Source organism: Frateuria terrea (assembly GCF_900115705.1).
Taxonomy (GTDB): Bacteria; Pseudomonadota; Gammaproteobacteria; order Xanthomonadales; family Rhodanobacteraceae; genus Frateuria_A; species Frateuria_A terrea.
In genome coordinates this window covers 188,182-202,762 of sequence record NZ_FOXL01000008.1, presented here as the reverse complement: position 1 = coordinate 202,762, position 14,581 = coordinate 188,182, and the positions used below count along the sequence as shown (strand labels likewise).

Below are 14,581 nucleotides of genomic sequence, written 5' to 3'. Positions count from 1 at the left end.
ATACGGCAGGTTAACGCGTTATATCACATGGAAATGGAAAAAGTCTGTCGTGACTGATTGCCTGCCAGGCCGCCCCCAAGTAACCAGGATGAAAAGGGCTCTCATGGTTTTTGCATCGCGTGCTGTCAATTGCCTCCCACGTCTGCGGTCATCATCCAGCAAGCAGTGGCTTCGCACTGCAGCGGCAGCGCTGTTTGCTCTCGCAATGATGTGGCTACTCGGCTGGGGTAGTCCCGCCGTTACAGTCGAAATTCGTTCATGGGCGGGCGCCGATGGACAAATCTATTATGCGGCTGCAAACCAAGACTACCAGCCTGATCAGCATGTGGCGTTCAAGATCAATGCGGATGGGCGTTGGCATAGATATCGAATCGACATGCCAGAAGGGTGTGATCTAGAACGAGTCCGGATTGATCCAGGCAGTATTTCCGGTCGGTTCGAGATACGTCGGATCAGATTCCGAGTGCCGGGAAAATCAACTGACCTCCTAGGGTTGAAGCTGTTCGAGGCTATCGAGGTGACCAACGATCTCCGTCGCGAGCCAAGCAGCGATGGGAGCCTTCGCTTTGTAGCTCAAGCTCCTGATCCTTTCATAGGCGTCAGGCTCCCGCCCGGAGCGGGCGTCGCGTCGCTAGGAAACCGAGTAATGGCTTGGCTCGGTAATGCGACCGCCGCAGCCTTGCTCTGGCTATTGGTCGCCGAGCTAGCACTGCCATTGCTCGTGCGGCGCCTTAGCCGGAAGCTTCGTCTGCCATCCATGTTCCATAGATTAGCTGCCAGAGCAAGCGATCCAAATGTATTAATTCCGTCACCATACTCGATGGCAATAGTTGTATTTGTAATCTGCAGTGCTGGTTTATATGTCGCACTCAATTTAAATCAGTCATCGCTTGGTGTTTGGGAGGAAATTTATCCTGCGAAGCCGGTTGCGCAACTGGTGGATTTCGGAACACCAAGGCGTGTTAGATCGGACGAGTGGAATACACAGACACCCTGGGTTCTGAACCAAGTTCAAAGTGGGGAGAAGGATCACAACCCAAGTATCGGCGGAAGTGAGGCGCCGCTATTGGCTGCCGTGCCGGTCTTGCATTCCTGGGCGATCGCGCAGGGCGAGTTCATCGGGTTCCATCTGTTTAATCTTTCGACCGGTTTCTCGTGGTGGTGGGCCTATAAAACTTTCGGCCTGATACTGTCTTTTTTTTGGCTCTTCTTACTTCTTACGCGAGGTAGCGTGGTCGCTTCGGTGCTGGGTACCGTATGGGTCTATGGGTCATCCTTCACCCAGTGGTGGTTCTCAAGCAATATGCCGGAACTGCTTATTGCTTTCGCGTTGGCGACTATCGGTGGGATATATCTTCTGTTGGCACATCGCCGAGTGACGATCGGAATCGGCGCTGCGCTCATTGTGTATTCTTTTCTTAATCTAATGCTGCATCCGTATCCTCCGTTCATCGTGCCTATGGCATATTTGGGAGTGGCGATTTTGGCCGGTTTGGTGTTAGAGCCGGGTCGTACAGCGCAGCTCCGAGAGAAGCTGCGATTCCGCCTGTTTTCTCTAGTTGCAGCCGTACTTGCCATTGGACTTATTGGTGGTAATTACCTGATTGACGCCATGCCCTCAATTGAGGCTATGGCTGGTACCAGCTATCCGGGCCATCGTATCGCCCTAGGTGGGGGTTTTCGTTTTGCGAAGTTGTTTTACGGCTTTTTCGAAGCACTGCGCATGGGTGAGCAGCACGTACCGCTAGGGCCGAGTAACGCGTCGGAAGCGAGTAGTTTTGTAATCTTGATGCCCCTATTGTTCTTGACGGTGCCGTTTGCCGCGTATGTACGGCGCAAAAACGCATTGCTGGTCGCGCTGTCACTTTACTGCACCGTGGTAATTTTCTGGATCAGCATTCCGCTGCCGCATACCATCGAGTCCGCCTTGCAGGCAATGGGTTGGTCGTGGTCGCCGCCTGCAAGGTCTGTCATAGGCTTGGGCATTGGATCGATCATGGTTACAACGATCCTCTTCTCGCGGGTCCGTGACGAATCCATCGAGCTGCGTCGCATAGCTGTGCGGAAAATCGCACCGGCTTTGTCGTTCTTGTTGGTGCTTACATTTGGCGGCTACCTGCGAAGCATGGATCCTGTTTTCTTCAGCCCCAGGATCGTGCTGGCGGCATCGGCAATAGCCGCTGTATTAGCCGCGGGCGTCTCCCATGGACGCTTCGAACTATTCGCTGCGGGCCTGGCGGCGATAGTCATACCTGCGTTAACGGTCAATCCTCTGGTAAGTGGCCTGTCTGCAATTGAAGGTAAACCAATCTTGTTGGCGGCAGAACGTCAGAGCAACTCTGGAGAGGACCGGTGGGCCGTGGTGGGGGATTTCATTTTGTCACAGGGGCTGAAGGCAAAAGGTTTGAACGTAATTACAGGATCGCAAATGATACCAAATTCCAACGTGGTCGACGTGCTTGATCCGAGGGGGGAATACAAAAGCATATGGAATCGCTATGCCCATGTAATAGTCGAGTCTGAGCCTGGTAGAGTCCACCCACTCTTTCAGCTTCGTTCTCCTGATCTATATGTAATCAGACTGGACATTTGCGGTCCCGACCTACCTCGGCTTGGCGTCACCCGTGTCGCGTATACGTCGGTTGTTCCCCCTGCCGATCGCCAGTGCCTGACACCGTTGGATGCTCCGGCTGACAGCGGGGTACATCTGTTCCGCCTCTCCTCGCGGACAATTGGTGCATATCAATGAAGATATTATGGTGCCACGAGGTCAGTTACCTCGGCAAACCGGTTTACGAATATCAAGACTTCGCTGAACGCCTTGCCGAGCGGGGCCACGAAGTCGAGGTGATTGATTTCGACGAATCGATGAAGGCGAGGCCGGGCAGCGTTCGCGTGAGCCGGACAGGGCAGGGAACGGTCCTGCTGACCTCGATCCCTCACGGAAACCGACGAGCGCTGAAATATTTCGAAGCGCGGAGAAATTTTCGACGCATGATTATCGAACGCCTCCGTCGGGGCGACGTCGATGCAATATTCGTGTACTCAATATTTATCAACGGCACACAGGCAGTCAGGCTTGGTCGCAAGTTCGGTGTGCCGGTTGTATACCGTGTGTTAGACGCTTATCACAGGCTGCGACCGAGCTTCGTTGAGCGGACAATCTTATTGTTCGGGGAGCGCTTCATTTACCGCCGGGCAGACCTAGTACTGGTGACCAATGAGCAAATGGGAGAATACGTAACCCAAATAGCTGAGATCGATATGGCCGCTCGCATGATCGTTATCGACCATGGTGTGGATACCGTGCACTTTGCGCCGCGGGTTGCAGATGTTGAACTTATGGCGCGCTATGGTCTCTCGGATAGAGACACAGTGGCGCTCTTTCTTGGAACAACTTACAGCTTCAGCGGTCTGGTCAATTTGGTGCGGCGCGCGCCGCAGCTAATAAACCGGGTTCCTTCGCTGAAGTTGATGATAATCGGAGGGGGTGGGCAGGATGCCGAGCTTGCTGCGTTGGTGACCGAACTTGGGTTGAGTTCGCGAGTAATATTGACGGGTATGGTTGCCTATACGGAAGTTCCGCGCTATTTGTCGCTAGCGAAGCTAGCGCTCAACCCGTTCGAACTCAATGATATTACGCGAGATATTATTCCCATAAAGATCTTACAATATCAGGCGGCCGGCCTGCCCGTGCTCTCCACTCCACTGCCCGATCTAGTGCGAAAGCATCCCGCTGGAACCTCCGGGATTGAGTACAGCGTCTCTGACGAGACGAATGTATTCCTGCGGAGGATGGTTGAACTTTTAGAAGCGCCGGAGCGATTACGAGCAATTGGCCAGCGGGGTAGGGCCTTCGTCAATGAGCGATTCTCCGTAGATTCCACCGTCAATAAGGTTGAGGGGATCCTAGTTCAGCTCAAGAGGAACATGGGCCAATGATTCGCGAGATATTGATGATCATATTTGTCACTTTGTCGACCCTGGTGAGCCAACTGCTTGTCAAAAACGGCGTCAGTGTCATCGGAGTGCGCGATCCGGACCTGAAAGGAGGCAGGTGGCTAGTGGCGGCTCTATTATCACCCAGCATTATCGGGGCTATCGCGATCCAAGGCGTGGGCTTTTTGGTTTGGGTCGTAGTGGTAAGTCGAATGAAGTTAGGGGTCGCCTTCGCTATCTCTGGAGCGTTTTTCTATCTATTTATTGCGCTTTCAAGCTGGATGATCTATGGCGAGAAACTTAGTGCGATGCAGTGGACGGGACTTGCCATGATCTCGAGCGGAGTCCTGATGATGATTGTTGATTCACGCTGAGGAGGTGACCTGTCCGTCGGAGCATCGCGACATTCATTTATATTGGGCTTGATCGGAGCCGCCGGGGTAGCAGATATGAAACGACATACAACGTCATTCCGGTCCCCCAGCGTACGTAGCTCCCGTTTTATGCCATACGCGCCTGTTCACGAATGGGGTATAGCTGAGAAGGATTCGCACAATCTTGTCCGAAACGTTCGTGGGAAGATAGTCTCCGACGAGACGAAGCAGTCGGTGCTGTTCACCACGCGGCTGCGAGGCAAGTACGTCCAAGGCTTGCGCGATCTGCGGTAGCTCGAGGCCGCACAGGATTACGCTTGCCTCCTCGAAGCCCTCTGGACGCTCGTGCACCTCGCGCAGGTTGAGCGCGGGAAAGTTGAGGATCGATGACTCTTCGGTGATTGTTCCGCTATCAGAAAGCACGGTCCGCGCATGGATCTGCAGATGTATGTAATCCAGGAAGCCAAACGGCTTGCAGAAAGTTACCCGAGGGTTCGCGACAAGGCCCATCGCTTCGATCCGCTTGCGGGTGCGTGGGTGAGTAGAGACGACCACCGTACTATCTCGCGTCGTCGAGAGATAGTCGAGAATGGCAAAAATTTTGCGCAGCCTCTCATCGCTGTCGACATTTTCTTCACGATGCGTGCTGACGAGGTAATACTCGTTGGGCACAAGGTCCAGTTCGTTAAGTACCCGCGATGCCTCGATCCCGGGTCGATAGTAATCTAGAACCTCGCGCAGTGGACTACCCGTCCAAATCACCTGATCTGGCGGCAAGCCTTCTCGTAGCAAGTATTGTCTCGCGATCTGGCTGTAGGTCAGGTTGATATCGGCAATATGATCAACTATTCGCCGATTGATCTCCTCTGGCACACGCATGTCAAAGCAGCGATTACCTGCTTCCATATGGAAGATTGGAATTTTGCGGCGCTTTGCAGCTATTGCGGCCAAGCTCGAATTGGTGTCCCCGAGAATGAGTACCGCGTCCGGAGATACGTCCGCCAGCACCCTGTCGGCTTCCGCGATCACGTGAGCGATTGTTTCCGCAGCGGTAGTACCGGCAGCAGACAGGTATCGATCTGGGGCACGTACTTGGAGTTGCTTGAAAAACACCTCGTTGAGTTCATAGTCGTAATTCTGGCCCGTATGAACCAAAGTATGGCTACAACTTGAATCGAGCTTAGCAATAATGCGAGACAACCGGATGATCTCCGGGCGAGTCCCCACAATGGTCATGACATTAAGCACGAAGCTTCTCCAGTGGCCCGAGCTTCTCAAGCACGTGCTTTACTCCCGCCAGGTCGAGCCGTTCGGTATTGTGCGAAGTATAGTCGTCGAGTGTTGAAATTTCGGGCTCGCCCTCTACGAAATACTGATTGTAATTCAAATCCCTTGCGTCGGCTGGAATGCGGTAATATCGATCGCAGTCCTCGGCTCGTGCCATTTCCTCGCGGGACACAAGCGTTTCAAAAAGCTTTTCGCCGTGCCTGGTTCCGATGATGCGAACCTCGTTATCTTTGTGAAGCATTTGCCTAAGCGCTTCCGCGAGCATCGCAACCGTGGAGGCGGGTGATTTTTGGACGAAAATATCCCCGGGCGTCGCATGCTTGAAGGCGTGAAGGACCAAATCCACCGAATCCTGTAGTGACATAAGAAATCGCGTCATATTAGGGTCAGTAATAGTGAGCGGCTTTCCTTCCAGTAATTGCGAAACGAACAGCGGAATTACCGAACCGCGCGATGCCATAACGTTACCGTAACGAGTGGCACAAATGACGGTCTTTGCAGGGTCACAATTGCGCGACTTCGCAACAACTACCTTTTCAGACAAAGCTTTCGACATGCCCATCGCATTGATGGGATAGACAGCCTTGTCTGTGCTGAGCACCACTACGCGGGAAACTCCGAGCTCGATTGAGGCAGTGAGTACGTTCTCGGTGCCAAGTACGTTTGTTTTTACTGCTTCGAGCGGGTAGAACTCACACGACGGCACTTGTTTGAGCGCGGCGGCATGGAACACGTAGTCGACGCCCTTGAGTGCGTCACGAACGCTTCCGTAGTCACGTACGTCACCAATGTAGAACTTTATCTTCTCGTTCTGCCGAGCAACGCGCATGTCGTCTTGCTTCTTCTCATCGCGGCTGAATACCCGAATCTCTTTGATGTCGGTATCGATGAACCGGGAGATGACTGCGTTACCGAATGATCCGGTGCCGCCCGTGACAAGCAGCGTCTTTTCGTTAAATGCAGATTCCATCATCGTATTCCTTCGTAATCATCCAAACAATTTCATGGCGTGGACTAACTTGGGCCAAGGCGGCGGCTGGTACCCTGTGGCTCGGTTAAATCGATCTGCGTTAAGGGAACGGTCGATGACCACGGTGTCGTCTGGTATTATCTTGATATCCTTTCCATATACCGTGGCTGTCAATCTAAGTAGGTCGTATTTGCTAATGGGGGCGGATGCGACATGATAAAGACCATGAAGGTCAGGTCTCGGTATCAAATAACCCTCGATGATCCGCGCCAATTCAACAGTCGGGAGTCCTGTAAACACAGCCCGCGTGAATCCTTGTGCTTGAATATTTTGAGATAAAAACCACGCAATTAGACCATTTGTTGATCCCATTTCGTGGCCAATGATTGACGTGCGAAGGGTTATCGCATGTGGATAGTCGACTTCGCCGAGCAGCTTGGATCTTCCGTATATATCGATGGCGTCCGGCGGGTCGGTCTCACTGTAGTTTCCGATAGTGCCGGTGAACACACAATCGGTACTGATGTGGACCAAGCGTGCGCCCGCGACCACACACAATTGAGCAAGACGATGTGGAAATAACGCGTTCATCGGTAACGCGCTGAGAGGGTCCTTAGATGTTTGGAGTTGTTTAATCAAGCCTGCGGCGTTGATAACGTAATCAGGCTTTATTTTCGAGAATGCTGATGTAACGGTGTCGAAGCGGTTGGCGTCCACTCCGCTTAGGATGGCGTCGCGGCGCGCTGGGTCGAAATACGATTTTCCCCGTTCATCGCGAACAGTCCCAAAGGTTTGGATATCGGGTGTCCGGCTAAAATAGCGAAACAAGGTGTTGCCTAGCATTCCCGTGATGCCAATGATCATTAGCTTCATTTAGGATTCTTCCGTGTCGGCGTAGAGGGATATGGTGTCCGGCTCGTCCGGCAGCCTTGAGTGGATTGCTGTGCGTGGCGCGGCTTGCATGTCCCACATAAGGAACGCAAGCAGGAGCTGCAGCCCAAGCATGATTGGGAGCGCTGCGAGCATGACGGTACCCGCTGTTGCGGGGCTAGCGGGGTTGAATAGCCATTTCCAAAAACCGAATATCGTACCCCCGATCATCAAAAGGGAGCCTAGCAAGAGCTGCAGTGAGGCTGCAGAAAGATCGCGTAGAAAGTAGTTGTAGAAGATTCGTTTTGCGAAATTGCGCGTGTGTCCGACGAAAAATTCGGTAAAAACGCGCGACGGCCTCAGATGACTTATTTCGTCGCCATATCTTGCTGCCATTGGAATGTCCACCACCACGGCTCGCAGAGTGTTGAGGCGGAAAAGCATGTCAGTTTCAAAAAAGTAGCGGGCACTGATGCGTTCGAGTGGAAGGTGCGCAGCGACCTTCGCTTGAATCGCAGTGTAGCCGTTAGTTGGATCAAAGATATCCCAGTAGCCGCTTGAAAACTTTGACATGAAGGATAGTGCTGCGTTTCCAAACAATCGCAGTGGCGGCATTGAGTGGACATTGGAGAGATCATAGAAGCGATTTCCCTTCGCGTAGTCTGCAGATCCATTCAGTAGGGGCGCGATGAACCGGGAAATTAACTCAGGTGGCATTTGGCCATCACCGTCGATCTTCACCAGGATGTCAGCGCCCTCCTTGAGTGCGGCCCGATAGCCCGCCATAACGGCTCCGCCGACCCCGAGATTGGAATTGTTGCGAATTATCCGAACTCGTGCGTCCGAGCAATGCTTTTGTACGTACTCACCCGATTTATCCGGGCAACAGTCATCTATGATATAAATCTGATGGCATTCCGGACCAACGCGCTTGATGACGCCCAAAATATGCTGGGTCACTCGATAGCATGGAATGACCACCGCTATAACTGGTGTATGCGCAACGGTCTGTAACAGCATCTCTTTCCTTTCGATGCTTGGTGGGCTATTACAATTTGTTTGCTTAGTCATTCTGTCAGCCGGCGGTGGAGGGGTCTTCATCGTCGTGTCCCCAGCGATCTTGTTGTAGTAACTAGCGCGACCAGCGCATCCAATTCGGTAGCGAGCGCAGGTTGATGGCGAGCTCCCCTATGGCGGGATCGGCCAGTACAGGACCGCGATCGGTTGGACCGCCGCGATAGCGATCAGCTCGTTCGTTACGCACTCTCTGGATGCCCGGCGCCCAAGCAGAGGTCGCGACACGCGAGGGAGCATGGTGCTGTCTTGATCCATCCATGTGGTAACACTCGGGAGCGGCGCCCTCGCGCTCGACTTGCGCTGTGCTCTGTAAGAGCTTGACTCATTAGCTATCCCCAGCTCAACGTGCGCCAGATCCCGACATTTGCTTCCCGGTTGGTGGGCAAAGCGGATGTAGCAGTCAATTGTACTATGCCGGGGGTTCGGCGATGGAGATGAGGACCACCGGGTGGCGTAGTCCAAGGGTGTTTGGAGCTGCCGACAACTGAAAGAGACAGACATCAGGTGTGTTAACAATATCGAGCGGCTACTGTTGATTGTTGGAGCGGCTGTGCTAGTAGTCTGCGTCGGCAAGAGGCAACAGAGATGGGCGTGATGCATCGACTCATGGTCGGAAAGGCGCCGGCTATTGCCGATTGCCATAAATCTTCAACGGTCGTAAGGGCCGTGAGGCTGCTCTCGACCGCGGGCATCAGCTCGATGCACGGTGGAGAGACACGATGAATTCCATCTTGCGGTTCGGTGGCCGCATGTGTGCAAAGCTGGCACCGTTACTGGCTTACCTGTCGTTCGCGGTCGTTGTGCTCGGCGCCAATCCCTTCGCAGAGGAAACCGCAGGGCCCTTCGATCTGCTCGTGGCGCAGGCAGGCTGGACGGTTCCGGGGGAGCCGGTCTCCGTAAGAAACGCGGAGCGCTCTGATGTGCTTGATGCACTGCTTCCGCGCTGGATTTATCAGCGAGGAGAAATACGCGCTGGTCGCTTGTCTACTTGGGATCCCTTGCCGGCGGGTGGGGAGCCTGGCATCCAGAGTCTCGTGAACTCGGAGCTGACACCTGCCTTTGCGCTATTTGCCCTTTCGCCGAATGCGGCGCTTGGCTTCTATCTCGCGACGCTTTTTAACCTGACGATGGCGGCTTGGGGAGCGCATCTTTGGTTACGTCGTCGAACATCGCTATTGCCGGCGACGTTTGGCGCCGTGACCATCATGTTGTGCGGCTTCCATACGGCGTGGTTGTATTGGCCTCATACTCTCACTTCTATCTGGATTTGTTGGTTGCTTTGGGCGATCGACCGTTGGTGGCAGGATCCAAATTATGGGCGGTTCCTGTCATTGGTGGTTGCCAGCGCGATGCTCCTGCTTGGCGGATTCCCATTTGTGACTTTGCTTGGCGCAGGGGCAGCGGTGCTTTACTTGTTGTGCCTCTGGATCGCGGATGCCCAGCCGCGGGGGCTGATGCGCATTGGCGGATTTGGCGCCGGGTGGATTGTGGCGATGATGTTATGTACCGCCCCGCTCATCTCGCTTCTCGCTTGGTATGCCCGGCTGGATGTCAGTTACCGCGTTGGCGGGAGCCAATTACAGTTACCGGATGCTGCACGATTTCTGTTGCCTCACTTCGCTAAATCGATGCCGCACGTTGAATCTGCGATGTATGTGGGGTTGCTAGGGCTGGGGCTGGCTGTACTGGCATTTGGCCTCATACTCTGGCGACGTGCCCGGGTCGGTGTAATAGCGCTCTATTCACTGCTGTTGGGAACGGTTGCCGCCATCCTGGTGTTCGGAATCATTCCGTCCGCCTATTTAAGCTGGGTACCCGGACTAGCGCACAACCCTTGGTCTCGAAGCATTATCATTCTCGACATAGCGCTGTCCGCTGCCGCGACGTTTTGCTTGGACGAAGTGTCAAAGCGGATCGGAGCGCAGGCGCTCGCTCGGTTGGTGCTGGGCTTCCTGGTCGCGTATCAGGCGGTCGATCTTGCGTCCTTTTTCCGACGCTTCAATGGACCAACTCCGGCGGCCTATTTTTATCCGGCGGATCCGTTGGTGGCAAAGATAAAACAAAATTTAAGGCCCTTCCAGAGTGTAATCGCGGATAACAACTTTCTGGTTTCGGGAACGCTTGGCGCCTATGGCATCCCCGAATGGTTTGCTCATGCCTTCAAGAGCGAGTCAAAAAAGTCTCTGCTGAGCAAGGTCATTGATGATCCGTTCACTACGGCTACTGCGACCCTCGTGGAGGGGGAGAGCATCAATTTGAGCAGCCCGGTCATGGCTGCCTTGGGAGTTCGGTATGTATTGGGTGACGCTGGAATTGTGTTGGCCGGCCCTCGCCCGGACTTTGGTCAGAACACCATCGTTCCTGCGCACGCGCCGCTACCGCCCATGCCTGGAGTTGACTGGGTACAGTTTTTCGATTTGACCACCACCTTTCGTCCCCAGGCGCTTTTCGTGCGCTTGGCTACCTATGCGAGGGCCGGTCTGGCAGGCGAGGTCGTCCTGACTTTGTATCGGAATGGAGAGATTGAGCCAATTGCTCGCAGCACCATCGAGGCGTCAAAGGTGCTGGACAACCAGATGGCCACTTTCCCGCTGCCCAAAGCGCTCGTTCTCGCGCCGGGTAGCTATCGTTTCCATTTCACCTATCAGCACGCGGGCGCTGGCGACCGGCTTAGTGCGTGGTTCACGCCGGCGCCGGCAAAAAATTGCTCGTTACAGTTGAATGGCAAGAAGGTGCCAGGTTGTATCGATCTTGAACTGGCCGCCCCCCGCAACGATATGGGGGCATTTTCGCCGATAGCATCGAGAAACGGCATGTATTTATTAGAAAACACGAACGTACCGGCCGGGCCCTATTTTCTGCACGAGCTAAGTGGGTGGCCCAATCGGGAAAGTTCGAATGAGACCCGGCTAATCGCCCGGACCGGGCCAGATTTCCAAATAAGATACTTCGGTCCTGACTCTGGCTTTGTCGTAGTGCCAATGAACTTTCCGAAAGAAGACTGGCATGTCCGCCTGAACGGTCGCGAAGTCCTGCCAGAACGGTATCTCGGCGACTTGCCAGCATTCCGGGTCGATGGCCCAGCAACGCTGGATTTCAGCTATAGGCCGCGGTCGCTCCGTTTTGGAGCGTGGATTTCCTTGGCCATGCTGCTGGGACTGCTATTGGGATGGGGGCTTGCCACTAGGCATCGCCGGTCGGCATCGGGTGCCGACGGTATCGTCGACGGGACGTGAATCCATTTCGAGTTCGATTCGCTGGACGTGAAGAAGAATGCGTTCCGATAGCTTTCGATTGGCAGCGATGAGGTCGGCAATCAATCCCATCATGATTAGAAGCGTGCCAAGGATGAGGCACAGCGCGGCGAGGACCACGGATTGGATATGCCCTTCTCCCCGTCCCGTGAGATACAAAACCAGAAACCGAACGCCGTATAGTAGGCCAAAAGCTATGCAAGGAATGCCAGTCCATAGGAACAGAGCAAGTGGCCGGTAGATGACGAAGACGCGCACGATGGTACCTAGCGAACGTTGCACATAATTGCCGATACTCCTCACCAACCTTGAAGGCCGCAGGTCCGCATTGGTGCGTATAGGAACCGAGATTACCTGCATGTTGCTCTGACCGGCTTGAATGATCATTTCCAGCGTGTAGGTGTAGGCATTGAACACATTGAGTCGCATCGCCGCCTCGCGCGTAAACGCTCGGAACCCGCTGGGTGCATCGGCCACGTCGGTATGGCTGGCCACGCGCACCACCCAGCTGCCAAGGCGCTGGAGCACCTTTTTTAACCTCGAGAAATGTTCGGTTTCGCTGATTGGCCGCGCGCCAATCACGATCTCGGCTTCGCCGGCGAGGATCGGCTTGGTGAGCGCCGGTATATCGGCGCCGTTGTACTGGTTGTCAGCATCGGTATTGACGATTACGTCGGCGCCCACCTTCAGGCAGGCATCGATTCCTGTCATGAAAGCCTCGGCCAAGCCGCGATTCATCGGATGCCGGATTACGTGATCCACGCCGTTCGCGCGTGCGACCTCGGCCGTGTTGTCGGTAGAGCCATCGTCAATGATCAACCATTCGACAACGTCGAACCCGTCGACTTCGCGCGGTAGTTCAGCAAGTGCGATGGCCAGCGTTTCGGATTCGTTGAAGCAGGGGATCTGGATGACGAGTTTCATCAGGGCTCCCTCGTGCAAGGAGTGGATACTCCACATGCCGTGACTTACCAGTGACATCCTTAGGGGCTATCGTCCGTCTCCAAGCGTATGTCACCGAGAGCCGCTTGGTGAGGCCTTTGAGGCAAGCAATTGTCAGGCAGACTAACCGTCGCGGCTGCTAGCAATAGCTATGCTTCCCCAGACGAAGTTGAACAGATCGCCCAGCGTGGTTGCGATGCGCAGCGCGATGACCAGCAGCACAATTTGGGCGGGGGGCAACGATCCGCTCAGCCACGCGCTGAGAATCGCTTCCCGGACACCCAGCCCAGCTGGTGCGCCGGGTATGATGAACCCGAAAATCCAGCTGCTTGCGAAGGCTCCGGTCAGGAAGATTGCGCTCGGTGTTGTATCGGCATAGCTCAGCAGGGCATGTGCGAGAAACCACAGGCCGCTGCCTATCAAGCAGAAGTTGGCCGCGTAGACGACATAGCAAGCAAGTGCGGTGCCCGCGCCCAAATGCAACCTAGGTGGCACATAATCATGATCGCCGCGTCGGCTGGCGCGGTAACGGGCAAGCCAGGAAGCCACGCGCGGCGCCAACAATAATCCGACAATGGCCACAAGCGTGATGACGATCAGCAGCGGTACGCGGTAGTCGATGATTCCCCAATGGGAAAAGGCTCTCGGCGGTGCCCACAGTAAGGTCAATGCGCCGATATGCGCGCTGGCGACAAGCATCAGAAGCATTTCATAGGCCACCGAAAACAGAGCGGCCGACAACGACACTCCGGCCGATCGCGCGAGGGCGATGCGCCCGATGTGCTGCGCCACGTTACCTGGCAGGTACTTGCCGAACTGGGTGGTCGCCATGACGGGCAGCATACGGCGGTAGCGTGCCGGTTGGTGCATGGCGTTGAGCTGCCAAGTCCAGGCAAGCGCAGTGGTGGGGATCAGCAAGGTGTAAAGCACAGTCAGGATCACTGCCGCGAGCAAGACCTTGCCATCCATAAGACGTGACAGATCCTTGTCAATTAGCGCCTTTTCTGCGTGGCGGATGAAATAGGTGCCTGCGGCGATTGCAAGCAAGATCCCCAGCCATCGCATCAGCCGCTTGCTCATCCTCCGCGAGCTCGTATGAGGTAGCCATTGCCGAAGGGTAGGCCGCTGCTCATGGCTTGTGCTGCAAGTGCGCAGCGGAGCGCCAGCTGTCCCGGTAGCGAGCGCATGGCTGGGTACCAGCGGAGGACATGATCGCGCTCGATGCCGCTGCGGTTGCTGTTTATCTGGTGGCTCTGATCGAGGCTGGCCCTTGGCGGGTGGCGCCGGATTCCCCTCGCTTGCATCTGTTCAGTGACGTTTCCCAATGGAAAGCCGTAGCATTCCACGTGCTCGATTTCCAGGCCGGCGGCCACCACGACGTCGATGAGATCCTGTTTCCGGTAGCGCCGGTAATGACCTGCCCATTCGTCTGCGGCGCTCCACAGGCGTGGATGGGCCGGGACGGAAATGAGAAGGGTCCCTCGGGGAGCCAACCACGAGGCCCATTGCTTCATGGCTGCGGCATCGTCCTCGATGTGTTCCAGCACTTCAAACGCCATCACCAACGAGAAACGGCCTCGCCATGAGGCATCTGGTTCGTCATGCACGGCGATTTTCTGGCCGGTTTTCGCACTAAGCCGGGCGACCAGCTGACGCGCCTGCGGCGAGCTTTCGAGCGCCTGGCATAGGAACCCGCGTGCGGAAAGCTCCTGCAGGAGCATCCCTGCGCCGCAGCCGATTTCGATTACTTCACAGGGAGACAGATTTCGCAGCTGCCGGAGGATGCGCTGCCGACGAAGGAGATATCGAGGTGCCGGCACCCAGCCTTCCTCGGGAGCAGCCGGGCCGAGCAGAGGTAGATATTCCAT

The 14,581-nt window shown here is 55.2% G+C and carries 11 protein-coding genes; 4 read left to right on the top strand and 7 right to left on the bottom strand.

Annotated elements, in window-relative coordinates; genetic code table 11:
* The first annotated feature begins 646 nt into the window (after positions 1-646).
* From BMZ38_RS17650 to BMZ38_RS15005, 3 genes are read left to right on the top strand one after another with little or no spacing between them, the layout of a single operon-like run.
* A complete protein-coding gene (locus tag BMZ38_RS17650) occupies positions 647-2,749 on the top strand; it encodes a DUF7657 domain-containing protein (protein ID WP_139202436.1) in 2,103 nt (700 codons plus the stop codon).
* Positions 2,746-3,942, top strand: coding sequence for a glycosyltransferase (locus BMZ38_RS15010; protein ID WP_091339482.1), 1,197 nt, complete (start codon positions 2,746-2,748; stop codon positions 3,940-3,942). The genes BMZ38_RS17650 and BMZ38_RS15010 overlap by 4 nt, the downstream gene beginning before the upstream one ends.
* Before the next feature lie 14 nt (positions 3,943-3,956).
* Positions 3,957-4,313, top strand: coding sequence for a DMT family transporter (locus BMZ38_RS15005; protein WP_175483749.1), 357 nt, complete (start codon positions 3,957-3,959; stop codon positions 4,311-4,313).
* A gap of 93 nt (positions 4,314-4,406) precedes the next feature.
* Here the strand turns inward: BMZ38_RS15005 and wecB are convergent, their stop codons facing one another.
* Genes wecB through BMZ38_RS14985 form a run of 4 tightly spaced genes read right to left on the bottom strand, consistent with a single transcriptional unit; the run spans position 4,407 to position 8,460 of the window.
* On the bottom strand, positions 4,407-5,561 hold the full coding sequence (wecB, locus tag BMZ38_RS15000) for a non-hydrolyzing UDP-N-acetylglucosamine 2-epimerase (protein ID WP_217638746.1): 1,155 nt from the start codon (positions 5,559-5,561) through the stop codon (positions 4,407-4,409).
* Positions 5,554-6,570, bottom strand: a complete 1,017-nt coding sequence (locus BMZ38_RS14995) for a polysaccharide biosynthesis protein (RefSeq protein ID WP_091339594.1) — start codon at positions 6,568-6,570, stop codon at positions 5,554-5,556. Before BMZ38_RS14995 ends, wecB begins: the two co-directional genes overlap by 8 nt.
* Positions 6,571-6,588: 18 nt before the next feature.
* Positions 6,589-7,443, bottom strand: coding sequence for a dTDP-4-dehydrorhamnose reductase family protein (locus BMZ38_RS14990; RefSeq protein WP_091339474.1), 855 nt, complete (start codon positions 7,441-7,443; stop codon positions 6,589-6,591).
* A complete protein-coding gene (locus BMZ38_RS14985) occupies positions 7,444-8,460 on the bottom strand; it encodes a glycosyltransferase family 2 protein (protein WP_091339472.1) in 1,017 nt (338 codons plus the stop codon).
* 776 nt (positions 8,461-9,236) lie between these two features.
* Between BMZ38_RS14985 and BMZ38_RS17645 the strand changes: the two genes are divergently transcribed.
* Complete coding sequence (locus tag BMZ38_RS17645) at positions 9,237-11,753, top strand: glycosyltransferase family protein (protein WP_139202437.1); 2,517 nt, start codon at positions 9,237-9,239, stop codon at positions 11,751-11,753.
* Here the strand turns inward: BMZ38_RS17645 and BMZ38_RS14980 are convergent.
* The 3 genes from BMZ38_RS14980 to BMZ38_RS14970 all read right to left on the bottom strand — a co-directional run bounded on the left by BMZ38_RS14980 (position 11,679) and on the right by BMZ38_RS14970 (position 14,581).
* Positions 11,679-12,695, bottom strand: coding sequence for a glycosyltransferase family 2 protein (locus tag BMZ38_RS14980; protein WP_091339593.1), 1,017 nt, complete (start codon positions 12,693-12,695; stop codon positions 11,679-11,681). The genes BMZ38_RS17645 and BMZ38_RS14980 overlap by 75 nt on opposite strands.
* A 141-nt stretch (positions 12,696-12,836) precedes the next feature.
* Positions 12,837-13,793 carry a lysylphosphatidylglycerol synthase domain-containing protein gene (locus BMZ38_RS14975; protein WP_091339470.1) on the bottom strand — a complete coding sequence of 319 codons (957 nt, stop codon included), beginning with the start codon at positions 13,791-13,793 and terminating at the stop codon, positions 12,837-12,839.
* Complete coding sequence (locus BMZ38_RS14970) at positions 13,790-14,581, bottom strand: class I SAM-dependent methyltransferase (RefSeq protein ID WP_091339467.1); 792 nt, start codon at positions 14,579-14,581, stop codon at positions 13,790-13,792. Before BMZ38_RS14970 ends, BMZ38_RS14975 begins: the two co-directional genes overlap by 4 nt.